A 22,425-nucleotide genomic window follows, 5' to 3' on the forward strand; every position below is an offset into this window, starting at 1 on the left:
CTCGCTCATTCCTCAATTGATGGGTGATTCAACTTGATAAAAAGGCCGCAAAACTGGAAAATCACGACGACCTGTGAAATAGGCCCATTCTAGATAAGCGACTTTAAGATGCCTGGGGCCAGAACTTGGATCAAACGCGCTACGTCCATGCAAAATTCTAAAGTTTTGGAGTAAAAGACAGTCACCGGGGTTGAGTCTAAACCAGTATTGATACGCTGGATTTTTCAAATACTGAGAAAACATAATATAGGCTTGATAAAACTGTTCTAGTTTTTCAAATGCTAAATGCAGACCAAAGTTTTTATGACTAAAGTAAAGTTGAGTGATATCTCCAGCTTTATCAAGTTTAATAATTGGGGTTTTATGGGAAGTAAAGTAACCAGCCTGTTCAAAAAATTGTCGAAATTGAACGTCAGATGTGGCTAAGATTTGAAAGAGATCAGGATGATCTGCACAAAAGTCTTGGACGACGCGAAACCCATCCACTAAAACTGTTTCTCCGCCAGTGGCTTGATTTTCGACACAATAAAGTAGTTGAACCACTGGCGGCGCGGGGATATAGGTCAGATCAGTATGGGGCGGTAGCGCATTGCCTTCATAGGATAAATCGTGGTTATTAGCAGCGGCTTGAACAGTAGAATAGCGTCCGAGGTCCAGCAGCTCATAAACCGGACCAATTGACCGCACAAATGGATCTAAGGCTGGCCATGGCACATTGCGTAGGCAGACACATCCTAAAACATCCAATTGCTCAATCAAGGTTGGTAGCGAGCAAGCTTGAAAGTCAAGCTTTTCAAATCCTTGGGCCTTTAGCTGGGCCTGATTCCAGAGAGTTTTTTTACCCTCTAATTGAGAGTTCGGTGTCCTCAAGGTATGAGTATGATTGTCTCCGTCGTAGGTTTGGCTTAACAACCAGGTAAGTGGAAAACTACTACGGTGGGGTGGCTCTTCTTGCCAATCAATCACTAGCTTGTCATCGTCTATCCAAGCGGCATGGGGGCGTGGGGGAACTGGGTGATCGCTAATGTCATAGATTTTTTGGAATGAACTAGCATGATGGCACTCTGGTGATAAACAGTTATCTCTTAGCCAAAGGTAATGAAAGCGTTTGCCCCTGACACGTAAAAAGGTATCGTGCAAAGGGACGGGCTCACTAGTCTGCGGTTGATGTATTTGAGTACTACTTGGCTGCATAAAATTCTAAGCGTCTAAGTTTCTGTTGTTGCTCATAGGGGTGAGATAGTTACCAGATTAAGTGGTTAACCAGGCTGAGAGCTGAGTCGCTAAATACTGAACGTTTGGAACTTTAAGCATGGTGAAATGGTTGCCTGGAACAAGTTTGTAATCAAGTTGCTTGAGATACTGCTGCCAACCCCAGGTGGGATCGAGCTGGGTCTGATGGCGATCGGGTAAAAATTCAGGCATTGGGGAGGCCTCTTTAGCACGAAAGAGAACAGTTGAGATCAAATCGCTATGCTCTGGGATAGATGGATCATAGTGAATGGTGGCCTGGGTATTGGCCTGGTAAACCTGCAGGATTCGAGACAGTTGATCGTAGGTATATAATTGACCGCTATCTTTTAACATTTGCTGCAGATACTCAATCTGTTGTGGTAGTGAGAGAGTTTGTAACTGTTCACTGGAGATATGTAAATTTTGGCCCAAACTGCTGCCCCATTCATAGCCTAAATAGGCAATGTAGTCAGCCTGATTCCAGCTTTTAACGGCTTGAGTTTGGTTAGTTATCCCCGCTGGAATATCGAGCAAGGCCAACTGTGAGACTGACTGACCTTGCTGATGGAGCTGTCGAGCAATTTCAAAAGCGACCTTGCCCCCGAATGAGTGTCCCCCTAATTTATACGGTCCCTGGGGTTGGACTTGTTGAATAGCCTGGAGGTGATGGGCGGCAATGGTTTCAATGGTTGTATAGGGGGTTAGATCTTCATCGAGACCTAAGGAACGTAACCCATAAACAGGTTGATCTGCACCCAAGTAATGGGCCAAACATTCTAAATAAAAGACATTCCCCAGAATGCCAGGGACAAAATATAGTGGGGGTCGAGTTCCGTTGGATTGAATGGGAACAAGGGTGGAATGGAAGGACGTGTCTGTAGCTATTGGCAAAGCTTCCAGGTTAAATTTGGCAGCCAATTCAGCATCCAGATGCTGGACAAGTTTTTCTAGGGTCGGATAATCAAACAACACGGTTGAGCTTAGGGTGCAACCCAGTCTGGCTTGCAGGCGATTATTTAATTCGATTGCCATGAGAGAATCTAAACCCAGGCTGATTAAACGCTGTTCTGGACTAATGTTTTCCGAATCGCGTATTCCTAGAATGTGGGCAACTTGAGAGCGTACATTCTCCATTAAGTGTTGAATACGCGCTGCTGGGGAAAGACTGAGTAACTGCGCCTGCAACTGGTCACTGGAGAGGTGCTGAAGCTGGTTGGGTTGGGTTTTCTCTAAAATATCTTTATCTAAAATATCGTTTAAGAATGGGGAGGTTGATACTGTTTGTTGCTGGAATTTTGGCCAGTCCATGGGCATAATGCCGACCTGGGAGGGCTGCTCCTTTAAAACCTGTTCTAAAATCTGGATGCCCTGGGTTGGTCTGATGCTGCCCATACCCGCCTGGGCCAGTCGCTGCAAGAGCTGCGGTGTGTGTGTGGCCAGACCGATTTCTGACCAGGGTCCCCAATTAATACTGGTGGCAGGTAAACCGCAGGAGCGGCGATAGGCTGCCAGACTATCTAAAAAAGCATTGGCAGCACAGTAGTTAGCTTGCCCTGCGGACCCTAACAGAGAGGCTGTGGATGAGAAGAGAACAAAGTAATCGAGGGGCTGGGTTTGAGTAAGCCTATGCAAATGCCAGGCTCCCTGAACTTTAGGCCCTAACACCCGCTCAAACATCTCCCAGGATTGCTGGGTGATGACGCTATCGTCGAGGATGGCAGCTGTATGAAAAATGCCGGCCAAAGGGGGTGCTTCCTGGTCAATTCTAGTGAGGAGGCTGGCAACCTGTTGGATATCGGTCAGATCGACTTGAGCGACGTCAATGGTGATGCCCTGGGCCTGCCAGGCTTGGATTTTTTGCTGGATGTCGGGGGATGGCTCACTGCGACCCAGGAGAATTAAATACTTTGCTCCTTTCTCAATTAACCAGCCTGCGACCTGTAACCCCAAAGCCCCCAGGCCCCCAGCGATCAGATAGGTGCGATCGCAATCAATACACACCTCTCCAGTTGCCGATTTTACCGGTGCGATCGCAGCACCATTGCCCGGTGTTTGTGTCACCACCACCTTACCGATATGTTTTGCCTGTTGCATATAGCGAAAGGCATCGGTAGCCTGTTGCAAAGGAAATAGGGTTTTGGGTAATGGCTGCAGACTGCCTGCCGCAAAGTCTGCCATCAGCGTTTGCAACATCTGTTGAATAAGTGCAGGTTGCTGGGCAAAGACCTCGACTAAATCCACAATTTCATAGTGAATATCGGGTCGGACCTGGGCGACCTGCTCGGCACTCCAAATATTGCGTTTGGAGAGTTCCAAAAAACAACCGTTGGGGGCAACAATTTCCAGGCTTTTGGCGATAAACCCGTCACCCGTCAGCGTATTGATCACCAGGTCCACGCCCTGACCGTCTGTCTTGGCCATCACCTGATCAGCAAACTCCAGGGTGCGGGAGTTCATCATGGGGGTCAATCCCTGGGCCTGCAATACCGACCATTTAGCCGGGCTAGCTGTACCAAACACCTCGGCTCCAGCTTGCTGTGCCAGTTGCAAAATGGCCTGGCCGACGCCCCCTGCGACAGAATGGACGAGAACGCGATCGCCCTGGGCAATATGGGCCTGGTGATGTAAACACCAGTAGGCGGTTAAAAATGCAGCGGGAAGGGTGGCGGCGTCGACAAAGCTGTGATGGGTGGGTTTTGCGATCGCTAATTCTGCCGGGGTGGTCACGTAACTCGCAAAGCTATTTTGGGCAATCGCCAAAACGGGATCACCCACCTTAAAGGTGGTGACGCCAGCACCCAAGGCGACAACGTATCCCGCACATTCGGAACCCAGGGGAGGATTGCCTGGGTAAAGTCCCAGGGCATTGAGCACATCTCGAAAGTTGAGACCGGTGGCTTGAACTGCGATCGCAATTTCTCCTGCTTGGGGTTGGGGGACTGCCACCGGAACAAGAGATAGCTGATCGAGATTACCCCGTTCAGAAATGTCTAATTGGCAGGATTCTGTTGGTGATCGGTCGTTATCTGAAATGTGAGAATTTCCCGGTACATAATGGTTGAGTCGTACCACGTAGCGTTTTGTCTGGCGGAAGGCGATGTGGGGTTCCTGGGGCGAGGTGGCAGCTCTGGGGGCAATCTCAGCCCAAAGCTGCCTGATGTCATGGTCTATGTCAACTGCTGCCGCCTCTAAATCCACCAGGCAACAGTTGAATCCGGGATGTTCCAGGGCAATTGTCTTGGCCATCCCCCACAAAGGGGCTTGAGCTAGGCCAGGGACTGGTTCGTTGGAAATAACCGCTTGGGTACCTCGTGTTACCAACCACAGCTTCGGCAATTCCCGATATGTTTTCACCAAAGCCTGGACCAAATGCAGTGTGGCCTGGCAGCTGGCTTGAGTCGCTTGCTTTAAATAGGTGGCTGAGCTATCTGAATTATCCTGGTGCGGCAACGAGGGCCAATTTAAGCTCCATAACTGAATAACCCCTGTGAGGGGGCGGGTGGTCAGTGGTTGTTCATGGGATTGCGGGTGACCTGTTTCAGATTGAAAGACTAATGTGCAATCATGCCCCTGGTGCTCCAGCAAAACCGCCAATTTTTCCCCAATGCCCTGATTATCGGCATAGATTAACCAGTGTTGAGGGATTGACCTGGCACTATGGGCAGCATTAGCACGCGGTTTGCATTGCCATTCAACCGAATACCACCAGTCTTGCCAGGTTGGAGTGCTCGTTGTCGCCTGGCGTTGAATTTGTCGGTGTTCCACTGGATGGAGCCGCACCCCTTCTAGCCAAGCAATGGGCTGACCGTCGGGGCTATACAATCCAAAATTAGCTCTGATTTCAGCACCTGCACTGTTCCTCTCCAGTGGCTGTAGTTGTGCAAATGCCCAGGTTTCTTGGGTGGCCCGCCCATAGACTTGTAGGCGATCAATCCCCACGGGCACATAGGTTTTGCCGGGTATATGGTCCGTTAGAAGCAGCAGGTCTAAGACTTGCAGACAGGCATCTAAAATAATGGGGTGCAGGTGATAATTGGCCAGATCCCTGGCCTCAAGGTCTCCTAATTCAATCTGCCCCAGGGCCAGGTTATCTGTTAGCCACAGGTGTGTGATTACCTGAAAACTGGGGCCATAGTGCATCTGCTGCTGATCAAACCGGTCGTATAATGTCTCCCGCGCAATAGGCTGGTTACACTGTGCCTTCAGTGTGGCCAGGTCCGGCAGTGTGACTCCGATTTCGTTTTTAGGTCTCGATGGCAAAATCTGACCAGTGGCATGCAATATCCAGGACGATTGATGAAGGCTATAGATTTCAAACCGATAGGTGGATTTCTCTGGGGTTAACACAGTTTGAACCACCTGATGGGCCGTTTCAGGCAGGATTAACGCTTGCTTAAAATTGATATCTTTGAGAAAGAGAGAGTTTGATTCTAGGGCGATTGTTCCGACGGCCAGGGCCATTTCTATGTAGCCGGTTGCAGGCAGCAGCGGCGTTTCAAAAATGCGGTGATCTTTTAGCCAGGCGGGTGAATCTGGATGCAGGTCGGCCTGGAATCGTAATTCCTGGCTTCCGGCCAAGGGCACAGGACAGCCTAGCAGTGGGTGGCTCTGTTGGATCTGCTTTGGAAAAAGCGCTGAGTCAGGGTTTGAAACTATGGGCGGTGTTGGTGTTTGGGGTTTCACCTCAATCCAGTAGCGTTCCCGTTGGAAGGGATAGGTGGGCAGAGGCAGGCGACGACGATCATCCCCTCGGGCAACCCCCGACCAGTCCACAGCAAGCCCCTGTTGGTAAAGTGCAGCCAAACTGGTCAGCAGCTGTTGCCAGTCATTTTTTGAGGGATGCAAGCTGGGTAACCATAGGGGTGGACAAGGCGGAGGACTATTGGAGTAACAGAGCCGTGCCATGCCCAATAGTGTGGGCTTTGGGCCAATTTCAACAAATAGATCGATCCCTTGGTGTCTCAGGTGCTCAATGCCCTTGGCAAATTGAACAGTTTCACGGGCATGACGGCACCAGTAATTCGCTGTTGTTACTTCCTCAGTCACTAACGTGCCAGTCACATTAGAAATCAGTTGGATTTGAGGGAGAGAAAACTGAATCTCCTGGAGTACTTGTTTCAAGTCACCCAGCATCGGCTCGATCAACGCAGAATGAAACGGATGAGAAACAGCTAAAGGCTTGACCTTAATGCCCTGGGCTTCTAATCTTGCCGCTACCGCATGGACCGCATCGTGCTGTCCCGAAAATACGACGCTCTCGGGTCCATTCACGGCGGCAATGGCAACGGTGACGCCTGCTGCTGCAATGTCCTCACGCACCTTGTGCTCAGCAGCGATGGTGGCGACCATGGCCCCATTGGCGGGCAATGCCTGCATCAACCTACCCCGTGCCGCTATCAGCTTGAGTCCGTCTTCAAGACTAAAAACACCGGCAACGCAGGCTGCCACATATTCTCCAACGCTATGGCCCATCACCACCTGGGGCTGAATGCCCCAGGATTGCCAGAGTTTGAATAGGGCATATTCAATGGCGAAAAGAACAGGTTGGGTATATATGGTCTGGTCGAGGGGGGAAGGAGAGAGAGAGAGAGGGGAAGAGAGGGAATCAGACTGTAGGGGCTGGCCTTGTGCCTGCCCCTCTTCTACGATATCTGGGTAGAGAATATTCAGAATATCTAGATCTAGGTAGGCTCGGAGAATGTTGTTACAGTGATCGAGGGTCTCACGGAACAATGGTTGAGTCTCGTATAATTGACGCCCCATACCCACATATTGAGATCCCTGTCCTGTAAAAAGAAAAGCAATGTGATTGCCTGGATTTGGTTCTTTTAAACCGCTAGAGTTAGAGGATTTAAAAGTTGAGGCAGGTAACGTTGAGGCAGGTGCTGCCGTGAAAGCAAGTAATTGTTGCCGGAGTTCTGATATGGAAGAGGCGACAATGACGAGTCGATGTGACCAGTGCTGACGACCTATATTGGCTGTGAAACAGATGTTGTCCAAGGTTCCAACTGCATCAGATGCCAGATAATCAATATACTGATCTGCTAAAGTTCTCAGCGCAGTATCGGTTTGAGCAGAGATGGCTAATAGATGCCATGGACGTTGCAAAGGTGGGGTTAGTGAATTCTGTTTTACAGGTTCTGTTACTAGGTTGGGTGCTTCCTCTAAAATAAGATGACAATTGGTACCACCCATGCCAAAGGAACTTACCCCAGCACGGCGGGGAATCTTGTCGGTGACCCAGTCTGTCAGGTGGGTGTTGACATAGAAGGGACTTTCAGCAAAATCAATCTCAGGATTGGGGTGTTTGAAATGCAAACTGCCCGGAATTTGTTTATATGTCAGGGACAAGATGGTTTTAATTAATCCGGCAATGCCTGCGGCTTCGGCTAAATGGCCAATATTTGTTTTAACAGACCCTAGCGCGCAATATTGCTGCCGCTGGCTAGTTTGACGAAAGGCCTGGGTTAATGCAGTGACTTCAATGGGATCCCCCAAGCGTGTGGCAGTGCCGTGGGCCTCGACATAGGTGATCGTATCCGCATCAACGCCAGCCCTAGCCTGGGCCTCCGCAATCACTGCCGCCTGTCCCTCAACGCCTGGGGCACTGTAACCAATCCTGAGCGCGCCATCATTGTTCACCGCCGATCCTTTGATCACTGCGTAGATGGTGTCACCATCTACTAGGGCTTGTTGTAATCGTTTTAAGATAACAATACCTGCACCATTACCAAAAACGGTCCCCTCAGCCTCAGCATCGAAGGCTCGACAGTGGCCATCTGGGGAAGAAATACTACCTGCTTCATAGAGATAGCCCACCTGTTGAGGGGCTGTAATGGCAACGCCACCAGCGACGGCCAGATCACATTCTCCGGCAAGGAGACTTTGACACGCCACATGGACAGATACCAGAGAGGTGGAGCAAGCTGTCTGGATATTTAGACTGGGACCTTTAAGATTAAGTTTGTAGGCAATGCGAGTGGGCAAGCTGAAGTTTGCATTGCCCAACCGGACTTGCAAATCGGTGGCTGATTCTAAAAAGGTTCTGTGGTGGGAAAATCCTCGATTTGGGTGGACGTTATTGAGTAGGTACGTGTTGAGGCCAGACCCTACGTAAGTGCCCACTAAACCAGGATAGGTTTCAGGGGTATACCCGGCATGTTCAAAGGCTTCCCAGGCACATTCCAGCAAGATGCGCTGCTGCGGATCAATCAGTTCGGCTTCACGGGCACTGTACCCAAAGAAAGCGGCATCAAACTGATCGATCTCGGGCAAGACCGCACCGGCTTTCACGTAATTAGGCCGATGAACAAGGTCCGCATCGTTAACATCTAAGTCTTGATCCGCAAAAAATGTAATTGACTCTACGCCATCGCGCAGATTTTGCCAAAACTCTTCCAGATTATTGGCCCCAGGGAAACGGCCTGCCATGCCAATGATGGCGATATCACTAGTCCCACCATGGGTTTGACGAGACTTTAGAGAAGAGCGAGAAGGTTGCTTTGCCGGTGATGGCTGCTGCTGTAATGCCTGCTCTAAATACTTAGCGAGGGCACTGATGGTGGGGTACTGAAATAACGTGACCATTGACAGTAGTATCCCACCATGATGGTCAGCTAACTGGCTATAGATTTGGTTTAAAAGTAAAGAGTTACCACCTAGATCAAAGAAATTGTCATGGATACCAACAACGTCCAGCTGAAGCACAGTTTGCCAGATTTGAGCAATGTCCTGCTCCAGCTTTGATTGGGGGAAGACTAGCTCGGTCTCTAATTCGCGGCGCTGGCGATCGGGTGCCGGTAAGGCTCGGCGATCAATTTTGCCATTGGGGGTGAGGGGCATTTTGTCCAACAGCACAAACGTTGACGGCACCATGTAGTCTGGCAGCTGCTCTTGTAGATATTGGCGTAATTTGGTTTCTAATTTGCCAGTGAGTTGCGATCGCAACGGATTATTACTATAAGTCGCCCAGGGTCGAGAGTCGACATTAGTACCGAGGTAATCTAACAGTGGACCATTAGATTGTCCTTCTTTTTGAAAGACAACGTTGTAACAATCTTGAGCATTACAGCCAGAGGGCGTTAGATAAATTGTATAAGCCAACTCCTCCGCTAGCTCCCACCAGACTTCTGGATTCATTCCTGACTCTGGCTGGGATTGCAAGCTTTGCCGTAAGTCTTTAACCGTAGATATACCGGATGGCGTTTCGCCATTTAACCACCGTAACGCCTGAAATGGATGACTGAGGCGAGGGTTTAGGACATTTCGAATACCCAACAGGTCAGATTGTTGTGTTTGCAGCCACTGTCTGACAGTCCCTACGTCCAGGGGAGGAGATTGTTTATCCGCATGCCAGTCCAGCCATGTTATGGGGAGTCCTGTTTGTTGTTGCTTGCCAATGTGTAGGACAACATCGTAGCGAAAGCGGGTGAGTTCGTTTTGAGCTTGCCCTCGCTTTAATTGAATGTCAACATGGCTGATCTGCGGAATCTGCTGCTGTAATGCGAGGAAAAACTCGGGGGTGATGGTCAAATCCGTGTCAGCATTCAGACTTTTTTTAATCCTTTGCTGCAGTTGCTCCCAAGGTAGAGAATCTGGTGCTTTAGAAAGCTGAATATCCGTATGAAAAGCTTTTAGCCATTCATAATTGCGTACATCTCCAACAAAAATAACCCCTCCCTCTGTGACCTTCTGAGCAGCCTGTTCCAGGACCGCCACCAGGTAGTCAACGGTGGGAAAAAATTGTAAAACAGAATTCAAGATAACGGTGTCCAGCCCCTCTGTCTCAAGCTGGGTAAGCTGATTGGCCGTTGCCTGGGTAAGGGTGATTTTGTCCTGCCAGCTTGTGCCTTGTACCTGTTGGTCAATAAAGTCTAATGCGGCCTGAGACAGATCAATCCCATAATAGTGCTCACATCTAGAGGCAATGCGTAGCAGCAGCATCCCGGTGCCACAGCCAATTTCTAGCACTCGTCTGGGCTGATGGGCCGAAATACGGGCTACAGTTTGTTCAACCCAATCTCTCATTTCTGGTGCTGGAATCGGCTGTCCTGTGTAACTATCATTCCAGCCTGCTAAATTGAGTGTGGGGTCAGGTGATTTCTCCAAGGCATGGTAAGTGGCATCAATGACCGTTTGCCATTGCGATAGCTGCTCATTTTGGAGATCTAAGTTGGCCTGGTCATCCTGGTCCTTAGCAACGACATAAGCAACTAAACGCTGATCGCCAGGTGTCTCTTCGCGGGCAGCGACGACTGCTGTTTTAACCGCCGGATATTGGTAGCAAACCGCTTCAATCTCACCCAATTCGATGCGAAACCCCCTGATTTTCACCTGATGGTCTAAGCGACCTACATATTCGATGGCACCATCGGCTCTGTAGCGAGCTAAATCTCCTGTCCGATAAAGTCGAGCTTGAGGATGGGGACTAAATGGATTGGCGATAAACTTTTTAGCGGTTAGCTCTGGTTGGTTGAGATAGCCCCGAGCTAAGCCAACTCCGCCAATGTATAACTCTCCGACTTCTCCAATGGAAACAGGTTGTTGCTGACCATCAAGGATGTAAATTTGTGTATTGGCAATCGGGTAACCAATGGGTAAAATTTTGTCAGACGTGCCCCGTTGACAGCACCAAAATGTGACATCAATCGCTGCCTCCGTGGGACCATAGAGGTTATATAAGTCTGCATCTAGACAACTAAAGAAACGCTCCTGAAGTGCAAAGGGTAACGCTTCACCACTACAAATCACCCGTTTAAGACAGGAACAGATCGTGAGGTCTTTCTCGTCTAGAAAAACCTGCAACATTGAGGGAACAAAATGTAATGTGGTTATCTGTTCTTGAGCAATTGTTTTTACTAGATAACCAGAATCTTGATGCCCACCGGGTCTCGCCACCACCAAACGTGCCCCGGTGATTAAGGGCCAAAATATTTCCCAGATGGAGACATCAAAGCTAAAGGGTGTTTTTTGTAGCACCCGATCATCTGGTTGCAATTGATAGGCATCTTGCATCCAGAGCAACCGGTTGCAAATCCCCTGATGGGTGTTCATGGCCCCTTTGGGTTTACCGGTAGACCCTGACGTGTACAGGGTATAGGCTAAATTCTCAGGATTAACCGCACTGGCAGGGTTGGTTTGGGGTTGCCGGGCAATCATGGCCCAATCCCGATCGAGATAAATCTGGTGGCCTGCAGAGGTGGGCAATGCTGGAGCCGCAACCTCACTCGTCAGCACCACTAAAACTTGAGAGTCGGAGAGTAAATAGGCCAGGCGCTCTCTTGGGTAGCCCGGATCAAACGGGACATAAGCGGCACCCACTTTGAGGATGCCTAAAATGCCCACAATCATTTCCAGGGATCGTTCAATACAGATGCCAACTAAGGTCTCCGGACCAATGGCGAGACGTTGTAAATAGTGGGCGAGTTGATTGGCACGTTGGTTTAGGAGGCGATAGGTTAGTTGAGTGCCTTCGAAACTAATTGCGATCGCATCAGGTGTTCGTTCTACCTGTTGTTCAAACAGCTGATGTAGGCAGACTTGAGGATAATCAACAGCAGTATTGTTCCAGGTCGCTAATAACTGATGTAATGATTGCGTTGTCAATTGATTTATCCTCCAAACCCTGAGAAATTCGCCCCTTCGGTCTATATTTTAGATGTAGGCATTTGACTGATAAGCAATGCCTTAACGTCTTCTGCAGACTGCTGTAAACATTGCGTAAATTGGTTGATCGACCCTGACCAACTGGTAACGACACAGAGAAAACAATCACCCATCAAAATATAACTAAAGCCATAACCGTCAGGGGTATCCGGTGCAAAGGAACCTGGATACATCCCCCTCTCTATATCTTCTTTCGCCCCCATAAACTTAGTTAGAAAAGACTCCATAAACCCAGTGGTGGCTACAACACTTTTGGTCAGAACTTGTGTATACGCCTTATCCTGAAAAATCTCAGGCATAAAATTTTGTTGTTTGGCTAGTTCATGAAGGGCGAATAAATGTCGATCCACTCCGTAGCCAGACATACAAAGAGATTTTCGCTGATCATGCTTAGCCATAGCCTGGCAAAGAGCTGCGTAACCGTCTTCAGCATTAGCCCCCTGTTCAAAACATTGAATCAAGTGCAATGACTCTGGGGTAACCGGACGTAAAACCTCTGTGCGCCCATAACGAAAATGTCGAGTGGACACGGGTTGATAAATATTATCCACCTGGCCATGGCAACGGGCATAGGCCAGCTGCAAAATCAGTTGAGCAATCGCCTCTGGATTCTTAAATTGATGTCGAGCAATCAAGTCCTCACCTAACCCTTCAATGGTTAAACTGCGAAACTGAAACGTCTGCGACAGTTTATCGAACTCCGATTTCGCCCGTTCTATGGATTGTGTCAGCTCGTTACTGAGCACCCATTCTAACCTGGTAGGTGACTGCATCAGTTTATCTTGTGCTTGTGCAGGATAAACTGATGCAACTAGTTGTTGATCTAGAAAAGTATCAATGTATTTGCTTATATCTCTTAGCAATCGAGCAATTAATAAACTATCCACAGGGGCATGATCCACATTTGCCCCCCATTTGCATCCAGGGGTAACAATTAATTGTAAGGTTTTATCAAACCAGCGATTGCTACCATTTCCATACAGAGTTTGCTGACTCCATGTTTCTAATGTATCTGGGATTTCATGGTCTAAACAAAGGATAAACAGGGCAGCATCTATTGCTTTCAGTGCGGTTGCATTAGATAAAGCCAATGCAGACCTTAAAACTGCCCATTCTGTACGATGTAGGGTTGTTAATAGCCCAACGGTTGGTATTTCTTCTTTGGGAGCACTCAGAATATCATCAATCTGTCTCTCCACTTGCTGAACTAACGTGTCAGCTTTATTTAAATCGATGGTGACAACATAGAACTGACTGTCATGGGCAACAATAAAATGCTCATTAGCTAACGGTGATAAAGTCTGGTGTTGGGTTGGAGTATAGAGGTTATCTTGGGCAATTTTAGGAATCCGATTGGTGCGGAAGAGCCTGGCGTACTGACACATACAGAGGTGGATATCACCTACTTTGTCGGGTTCTAAGGTACCATTTTTAATTTTCAGGTAAAAGTGGAGGACACCACTGCTTAATAATGCAATTTGTCGAGACCACTTAAGCTCTGAGACTTGTGGTGAAGCTTCAAACAATAAATTATAATTTTGGAAAACAGATAGGGGTTTTCGGATAGACAGAAACTCTTGTTCTCGGAAGTCATACATGTACCCCTTTGTTGTTGAGTTATGATGAATTTCCAGGAGCTTTTGTAGCTTAATGCCTCTGCCAGTGAGGAATTTCTCGACCGCTGCTTGGGTCTTTCTTTGTTCTGGTTCTGTTAAAAACGGTGTGACAATTTCCAGGTAGCGATCGCAGGTTTCCGCCAAAGAAGGTAATGGTATCTTAGGCAGATCAGCTACACTATCTGACTCACTGACTGCATTACTGTCATGCGATATGGGCGTTTTAGCAGAGTCAATGGAGAAAATCTTAAGGTTTAACTGCTGATGGGCAAATTGGGCCAACGCCAATACACTGGCTTTTCCCGTAAATTGAGTAACCGGAATATCTAACCGTAGCTGGACTTGTAATCGGTTACGGAATTCAACGGCCATGAGTGAATCCATGCCCAGGTCAAAGAAATTCTCATCTGGATTTGGCAACTGAGCCAGGCCGAGAATCCGTTGTAGCTCTCCTTGAATATGACGCAACAACAAGGAGGCGCGGTCAGATGGGAGGGCGTTTCGCAGTTGTTGAACCAGCTCACTCTGGCCAGTGAGCGTGGGTAGGGAGATCAATTGACTCAATATCGGAGAGCGCACTCCCCCCAAGTGGCGACCCATGCGATTCCAGTCGACATCCAGGACTATCCCGGTGGAGGTGTCGGTTGCCAGTAACTGTGCCATTGCCTGGTGGGCGTCCTGAGCTTGTAGGAGGACCAGTCCCCGTTTGACTACGTTGGCACGCACGGTGGCATTAGCGGCCATGCCAACATTGGCCCACGGTCCCCAGTTTATGCTGGTGCCGCAGCGCCCCAGCGCACGACGATGCTGGGCCAGACCATCGAGGAATCCATTGGCGGTGGCATAATTGCTCTGTCCTGCAGACCCCAACGTGGATGCTACTGATGAATAGAGGACAAAGAAATCTAAGTCATGGTGAACCGTGGCCTGGTGTAGATGCCAGGCACCTTGCACCTTGGGGGCAAGCACCCGAGCAAAGCGTTCAGGTGTTTGTTCACTGATGCTACCGTCATCAAGAATCCCAGCGGCATGGATCAGGCCAGCCAGATGTGGCCATTTTTGGCCAAAGCCGTTGATCAGTTCACTCACTTGCTCCGGATTGGTGACATCCGCTGCTTGGACTTCAATGGTGCCGTCATAGGTTTGTTCAAGTTCAGTAAGCTGTTGTCGAATGGCTTCATCAGCGTCCCGCCGACTGCTGAGCACCACATGCTGGGCTCCCTGTTCCAGAAGCCACTGGCAAGCCTGGAAACCTAAGGCTCCTAATCCGCCAGTAATGAGATAACTGCCATCGGCTCGGATATTCAGCGACTCAGCGACGTCGAGTTGAGTACGGTCGAGTTGAGTGCGAGTAAGTCTCGGCACAAAGATCAGTTCTTCCCGCAGTACACACTGTGACTCCATGGAGTGCATTAAACCTGCAGACAAGGAGACAGTATCAAGGCTGTCAACATCCAGTAGCCGTAATCCGAGTTGCGGTTGTTCAATCTGGATAGTTCGGCCAAGGCCCCAGAGTGCAGATTGAGCCGGTGCTACATCAGCTGTGGCATCCACTGTTATGGCCCGTTGAGTTATCAGCGTTAGCCCCTGGGGTAGAGGCACATCCTGAGTTAGCAGTGTCTGAACCACCTGAAGAATGGTATTGGCATTCTCCTCAACCTCAGCGGTCATATCGTCCATATTGACGGTACTGATCAGCACAATGCCTGTCAGGGCAGCATGCTCCGTGGGGTCTGGGGCTATCCCTTGAGTGAGCAACTCTGCCAATTGTTCAGGTAAACCACACAACACCGACTGTTCTTGGGCCGCTAACTGCTCACTCAGGGTGGCACAACCATCGACCTCGCCCAAGATAAGCCATGGTGCCATGGTGGTTTCAATATTGACTGTCTGATTGCGAACGACGGGTTGCCATTGGGTCTTATATAACAACTGCGTTGTTGATTGAACTTGCTCTCGCAGCAGGTTATCACTAGCTGCTCGCTTAATAACAAAGTTTTGGATGCCGCCGAATACGTTACCTTGCTCATCGACAAACGTGAGATGCGAGGTTATTGTCTGCTCCGTGGCATCAATTTCACTGATCTGGGCATAGCAGAATAGATGGGAGGGGGCAGAGCGCTGTAGCTCAAGCTGACCATATCGCAGGGGTAGATAGAGCCCACCATCTAAAGTCTCATCCATGGCACCAAAGAGGGTTTGGGTACAAGCATCTAACAAGGCTGGATGAATCGGCTCGATTTGTTCGGCAGCTACCAGTGCCTCAGGCAACATTACTTCAGCCAGGGATTCACCAGTTCCCCCCCATAGCTGTTGAATCCCTCGAAATGCAGGGCCGAATTCGAGGCCAGTGGCCCCTAAATGCTCATACATCTGATCCACTGAGTGAGATGGGAGATGAGATTGGAGTTGTTCAAGATCGATGTATTTATTGATGAATTCAGAACCTGAGGAGGCGAGACCAATACGGCCATAGCTATGGAGTTGCCAGGTTCCGGCTTGGGATAATGTGCGGCTATAAATGGTGAAGCGTTGCTGTTCACCCTCTCCTCCTGTTTCCAGGTGTAGCTGGAGTTCACAGAGTTCCGATACCAGCAGAGGCCGCTCAAAGGTCACATCGTGCAGTTGAGTAGGATCTTGCTGCGAGGCCATTGCCATGACGGCAAAGGCAGCTCCGGGCATAATTGTGTTTTGGTACACCTGATGATCGGCTAGCCACCCTTGATTGGGTGCGAATTGCTGGCTATAAAGTGTTGCTCCGCTTGCAACTTCGGTTTTGATACCTAAGAGAGGATGCATTACCTGGCCTGGCAGTGTGCGTTGTTTGGTGACCTCAACCCAATAGCGTTGACGCTGGAAGGGATAGGTGGGCAGAGTAACTTTTTGAGGGTCATACCCTTGATAGACTCCAGACCAATTGATCCTGGCTCCTTTGACATAGAGCTTACCCAGGCTTTGCAAGAGGATTTGCCAATCATTTCCTTGCTTTGGATATAAACTAGGTAGCCAGAGATAGTCTCCAGTGGGTAGACATTGTTGTCCCATGCCCATGAGTATGGGTTTAGGGCCAATTTCTAAAAAGACTTTATGGCCCTGCCCTGCTAAGGTGGCCATGCCCTCCGCAAACCGCACGGGTGATCGCACATGGTTAACCCAATAGTCAGGTGTTGCCAGGTGTTCTGTGACGTATTGACCAGTCACATTGACAACCATGGGTAGCCGAGGTTTTTGGTAACTGATTTGCTCGGCGACAGAGCGAAACTCCGCCAGCATGGGTTCCATTAACACTGAGTGGAATCCATGGGAAACCCTCAGGGGGGTGACTTTGATTTGCCGGGCTACACACACAGCTGTGATCTGTTGCAGATCGGTTAGCGGACCTGAAATAACAGTATTATTGGGGCTGTTTAATGCTGCGATCGCAACAGACTCCAACCCCTCAGCCTGCAGCATAGCGTTAATCTTTGTACCAGAGGCCATAACAGCAACCATCCCCCCTCCCCTGGGCAGAGCTTGCATAAGACGGCCACGGGCTGCAATTAGCTTCAGACCATCGTCAAGGCTGAAAACCCCAGCAATACAAGCCGCTACATATTCCCCCACACTATGGCCCATGACGACATCAGGCTGAATACCCCAAGATTTCCAAAGTTGACAGAGAGCATATTCAATTGCAAAGAGGGCGGGTTGTGTAAAGGCCGTTTGATTGAGCAACGCTTTTATTGCTTCAGGATCGGTAGCCGAGTAAAGAATCTCCAGTATGGACCGGTCTAGATGAGGCTTTAAGATCGCATCACACTGCTCCATACTCTGACGGAAGATGGGTTGGGTTTTATAGAGTTGCTGTCCCATCCGAAAATATTGAGACCCCTGACCACTAAATAAAAACGCAACTTTGGGTTGAGATGCCGTGACTGCCAGCACACCCTCAGTAATGCCAGGAGCTGTTTCTCCAGCACAAAAATCTTGCAGTTTTTGTTGTAAATCACTGATTGAGTTTGCCGTTACCACCAGACGATGATCAAAATGCGATCGGCCTACATTGGTGGTGTAACAAATATCTGTCAGGTCCACCTCAGGATGCGTTTCTAAATAGTTTTGATAGCTGACAGCCAGTGCTTTGAGGGCTTGATCTGTTTTGGCCGATAGGGTGAGTAAATTGAGAGGCCGTTGCTCTGGTGGATGGTGCGACTGGAGAGAGTTTGGTCGCTGTTTTCCAGATTGAACCGGTGCTGATTCTAAGACGAGATGGGCATTGGCTCCACCAAACCCAAATGAACTGATACCCGCCAGGATGGGGCCGTCTTGTTCGGGTAAGTGTTCTAATTTCTGTTGCACTCGAACCGGCAGCTTGTGAAATTTGATATGGGGATTAGGGGACTCAAAGAGTGCCTGAGGCGGAACTTCACGCTGCTTGAGTAACAGGGCGACCTTGATCAAACCGGCAATGCCAGCGGCGGCCTCTAGGTGACCAATATTGGCTTTTACCGCCCCAACACGACAGATATCACCTGGCTGCCGCCCCTCGGCTAGCACCTTACCCAAAGACTTTAATTCAATATAGTCGCCGAGCTTAGTGCCGGTACCGTGGGTTTCGACATAGTGCACTTGACTGGGGAGTACATCTGCATCCCGATAGGCCGCCCGCAACACGGCCTCCTGAGAGACAGGGTTAGGTGCCGTAATCCCATTGCTGGTGCCATCTTGGTTGATGGCGCTGCCCCGAATGACGGCATAGATGCGATCGCCCTCCGCCAGCGCCTGACTCAAGGGCTTCAAGACAACAATCCCCACCCCTTCACTGCGGACATAACCATCTGCACGGGCATCAAACGTTTTACACCGGCCATCTGCCGCCATAAAACCAGCCTTCGAGAAGCTAACCGTACTGGAGGGAAGTAACAGAATATTGGCTCCCCCAGCTATGGCTAGGGGAGATTCACCCCTCCAGAGACTTTGACAGGCTAGATGAACTGCCACTAACGACGACGAGCAAGCCGTATCAATGGCCATGCTCGGACCTGTCCAATTAAAGAGATAAGACAGGCGATTTGCCACAATTGAATTAGCCGTGCCAATGGCGGCATGGGGTTCATTTTGAGTATGGCCCCAGGTCAACACAGAATAATCATGGGTACTAATTCCGGTAAAAACACCCACGGATTTCCCTGACGTCTGTTGTGGAATAATATTGGCATTTTCAAGAGCTTCCCAGGCCACCTCCAACAAGAGCCGCTGTTGCGGGTCCATGTTGATGGCTTCACGGGGAGAAATATTAAAAAATTGTGGGTCGAATTGATCCACTTGGGGCAAAAAACCACCCCAACGGGTATTCATTTTGTCAGGCTTGGCGGGATCTGGATCGTAGAATGCATCAATATCCCATCGAGAGTCGGGGATCTCGGTAATTGCATCTCCACCCCGCCTGAGTAACTCCCAAAAGGCTTCTGGATTTTCACTGCCTGGAAACCGGCAACTAAGCCCGATGATCGCGATAGGGTCTTTTCTGGTCTCAACACTCACTTAACAAGTACTCCCGATCTGATGTCCAAAATTCTTGTTCAACGGTGACTACGTTGACTGGCTGGCCTCAAATGTCACAGGCAATGACTTCAGTCCCCTCAAAACCAGGTTTTTTCGCCACTTCAAAGGTTCAGGAGCCAATTTAAGATGCAGTAATTTCTGAATCATTGTGTTAATCGCGATCTGACCCTGCATCCGGGCTAAAGCAGCACCCAAACAATAATGAATCCCCGATCCAAACGGAATGGGTTGGCCCTGATGACGGAGAAAATGCAATCGATCGGGTTCTGAGAATTGATGTGGATCTCGATTGGCAGCGCCAAGGGCTAAAAAGATTCTTTCGCCAGCTCTGATTGTCTTACCACCAATGTCTAGATCACTCGTAGCCATGCGCGCTAGGAATTGAACCGGGCTATCATAACGCAGTAGTTCCTCTACCCCCTTTTTGATCAGTGTTGGCTCCTGTTTAAGCTGTTTAAGCTGCTGAGGATGATTGAGAAGGGCTAGCATACTATTCCCAATCATGTTTTCCGTTGTTTCTTGCCCCACACTAAATAACATCACACAGAACCCTAAGAAATCTTCCTCAGAAAGAACATTACTGTGGGTTTGCGTTCTCAAAAGCTGACTCAATAAATCAGAACCCGGACTTTTTTTTCTCTGTTCAATCAAGGTTTGAAAGTAACCTTTAAAGGCCTGAGCAGCCTCCTCCATACGACCATAGCCTCTTAAAGAAATGGGCTGATCAAAAACTCGAAACAAAGTGTACGACCATTGCGTAAGCTGAGTCTGGTCTTCTGAAGGGATATCAAGTATTGTAGAGATCACTAATGTGGGTAAGGGGGCGGCCAGGTCTGACATAATATCCATTCTCCCCTGATCTAGGACGTTAGCAATTAGCTGATCCACAATAGTTTGAATCTGAGTGCGAAGTTGCTCAACCGCAGCACTAGCAAAATAATTGCTCACCAGATTCCGAAAGTGGGTATGATCTGGGGGATTTTGGAAAAATAACCAGGCCCCAATCGTTTGTTGCAAATGGGCAAAGTTTTGTCCGGACTCTAGATAAGCCGCTTTCTGACCCAATCGATCTGGCAAATTGTCAACTTGAACCCGATGATCACTCAAAATAGCCTTGACATCAGCATAACGAGTGAGCACCCAGGCTCCCGTAAAACTGGCGGTTTGATGAACTGGGTCCTGCTCTCGTAATTGTTGAAAAAAGGGGTAGGGGTTAGCTCGAAACTCTGGTAAAAATGGATTAAACTCGATCACGGCCTAATCCCCCTCAACAAAGTATTCCGCTAGTTTCCTAATACTGGGATATCGCCAGAATACATCAGGTTCGATTTCATCATTCAGCCAGTCTTCTAATTCTCCTGTTAAGTTGAGGGCTACGGATGAATCTAATCCATAATCTGCAAATGGCAGGCGCGGGTCGATCGTGCTTGGTGCTACCTTTAAATATCGAGCTAAATTCTGGATTAACCAGTCTTCAATCGCTGCTTTTGTAACTGGTGCTTGGGCCGTCGCACTCTCTTTCACCTGCCGTTCCTCCTCTGAACAAGGTGTGGTTGATGTACTCTGCAAAGAGTTCACTGGAAAGTGAGATCGTCCAACAACATTTAAGGTATTCTCCAAAAAACGATCACGGCAGATGTAGCGTTGAATCTTGCCGCTAGATGTTTTCGGTAAACTTCCAGCTTTCAAGAGAATGACTTCTGATACTTGTAGCTCATAGTGCCGTGAAATAGCCTGACGAATCGCATTCATTACCACTTCAGCATCCAGGTCTTTGATCGCAGAACGCTCGACTTCATGCAGGACAATTAACACCTCAGTCCCCTCTAGGTCAACTGAAAAAGCTGCACCACCATGAGGGCGCAAGGCTGGGTGACTTCGGGTTGCAACATATTCGATATCTTCAGGAGCATAGTTCTGACCTCGAATGATAATGAGATCTTTAAGGCGTCCTGTAACAAAGAGTTCGCGCTCTACCCAAAAGCCTAAATCACCGGTTCTGAGAAAAGGTGATTCAGAGTTTTTACCGATCACTACACGAGTCGTCTCACTCAAGCGGGCCTTAAACGCTGGTGATTTTTCCTGCTGCCAGTAGCCCTGGGCAACACTTGGACCCCGCACCCAAATCTCCCCAACTTGTCCTGCTGCACAGATATCGTGGCTCTGAGGATCGACAACCACAACATCCATATCATTTCTAGCTGGGCCGCACCCAACTAAACTCTGGGTTAAATCTTGCCCCATGTCTGGTGCGCTAGACTTAATCTGATGAAATTTGGGTGGCTGCAGCCGATTACCTCCAGTCACCATCAAGGTCGCCTCTGCTAGACCATAGCAGGGATAAAATGCCTCTGATCGAAAGCCACAGGCTGAAAATTTAGCCGAAAACTGTTGTATTGTTGCAGGTCGTACTGGCTCTGCCCCTGTGAAAGCAACGTCCCAAGAACTCAAATCGAGATGATGTAGCTCCTCTGGCTTTATCCGTTGCACACAGAGATCGTACGCAAAGTTCGGTCCTCCGCTGGTTGTTGCCTGATAATCAGAGATCGCTTGCAACCAACGGATTGGTTTTTTCAAAAATGCAGTGGCTGGCATCAACACAACTGGGAAACCAACGAAGAGGGGTTGAAGAATGCCACCGATTAAGCCCATGTCGTGATATGGAGGCAGCCAAATGACACCCTGGCTCTGGGGAGTATGACCAAAACCAGCCTGAATCTGAGTTAGATTGTGCTGTAAATTGGCATGGCTGATCATCACGCCTTTGGGTTGCCCGGTGGAGCCTGAGGTATATTGCACGAATGCCAGGGTTTCTGGTGCAATATCTAACGGCGGCCAATCAGCTCCGATCTCGTCAGCCCATTGGTCAATCGCAACGCAGCGTATTTGTTCGAGCTGAAGTTCTTGACAGTGCGATCGCACCTGCTCAAGCTGATCCTGAGTTGTTAGAACTAGGGTGGGTTCTGCATCATGGGCGATCGCAGCCAGGCGCTCCAGATGTTGTGGTCGGCGCACAGGATATGTGGGAACCGCAATCACGTTAGCCAGTAGGCATCCTAAGAATGCCATAACAAACTCTAACCCAGGCGAAAAAAGCAGTAGCGCTCTGTCTCCAGGGGCTGTGAGTGAGCGTAATCTAGCCGCGATCGTCTGTACCCGATCGCCCAGTTGCTGATAGGTTAGACTCGCCGTCTCGGCTTCACCATTATTTAGAAAAGTATAGGCACGTTGACTGGGAAATTGATGAACATGCGACAGGAAAATTTCAGGCAAATTAGCCTTCGACACCGATTGAGGAAACGGCTCAATATCCGTTTTAACCGGTTGGATGTCTTCGAAATTTTGATGTTGCATCAGATATAAGCAT

5 protein-coding genes are annotated in these 22,425 nt (G+C 49.0%); all 5 read right to left on the reverse strand.

Going from position 1 to position 22,425, the window contains the following annotated elements:
- Nucleotides 1-12: 12 nt before the first annotated feature.
- The 5 genes from QGP82_RS01570 to QGP82_RS01590 are packed head-to-tail and all read right to left on the reverse strand — an operon-like array spanning nt 13 to nt 22,412.
- On the reverse strand, nt 13-1,194 hold the full coding sequence (locus QGP82_RS01570) for a TauD/TfdA family dioxygenase (RefSeq protein ID WP_499056765.1): 1,182 nt from the start codon (nt 1,192-1,194) through the stop codon (nt 13-15).
- 57 nt (nt 1,195-1,251) lie between these two features.
- Nucleotides 1,252-11,838 carry an amino acid adenylation domain-containing protein gene (locus QGP82_RS01575; protein WP_499056767.1) on the reverse strand — a complete coding sequence of 3,529 codons (10,587 nt, stop codon included), beginning with the start codon at nt 11,836-11,838 and terminating at the stop codon, nt 1,252-1,254.
- A gap of 41 nt (nt 11,839-11,879) precedes the next feature.
- Nucleotides 11,880-19,037: a choline/carnitine O-acyltransferase gene (locus tag QGP82_RS01580; protein ID WP_499056768.1), complete on the reverse strand. Its 7,158-nt coding sequence runs from the start codon at nt 19,035-19,037 to the stop codon at nt 11,880-11,882.
- Between the two features lie 48 nt (nt 19,038-19,085).
- Nucleotides 19,086-20,312, reverse strand: a complete 1,227-nt coding sequence (locus tag QGP82_RS01585; RefSeq protein ID WP_499056770.1) for a cytochrome P450 — start codon at nt 20,310-20,312, stop codon at nt 19,086-19,088.
- A 3-nt stretch (nt 20,313-20,315) separates the two neighbouring features.
- A complete protein-coding gene (locus QGP82_RS01590; RefSeq protein ID WP_499056771.1) occupies nt 20,316-22,412 on the reverse strand; it encodes an AMP-binding protein in 2,097 nt (698 codons plus the stop codon).
- Nucleotides 22,413-22,425: the final 13 nt, after the last annotated feature.

It is taken from the genome of Leptothoe sp. LEGE 181152, assembly GCF_032906605.1.
Classification (GTDB): domain Bacteria; phylum Cyanobacteriota; class Cyanobacteriia; order Phormidesmidales; family Phormidesmidaceae; genus Leptothoe; species Leptothoe turfae.

Bases quoted from the DNA above. Each gene is read 5' to 3' on its own strand.
- QGP82_RS01570 (WP_499056765.1), bottom strand. From the start codon at position 1,194: ATGCAGCCAAGTAGTACTCAAATACATCAACCGCAGACTAGTGAGCCC.
- QGP82_RS01590 (WP_499056771.1), bottom strand. From the start codon at position 22,412: ATGCAACATCAAAATTTCGAAGACATCCAACCGGTTAAAACGGATATT.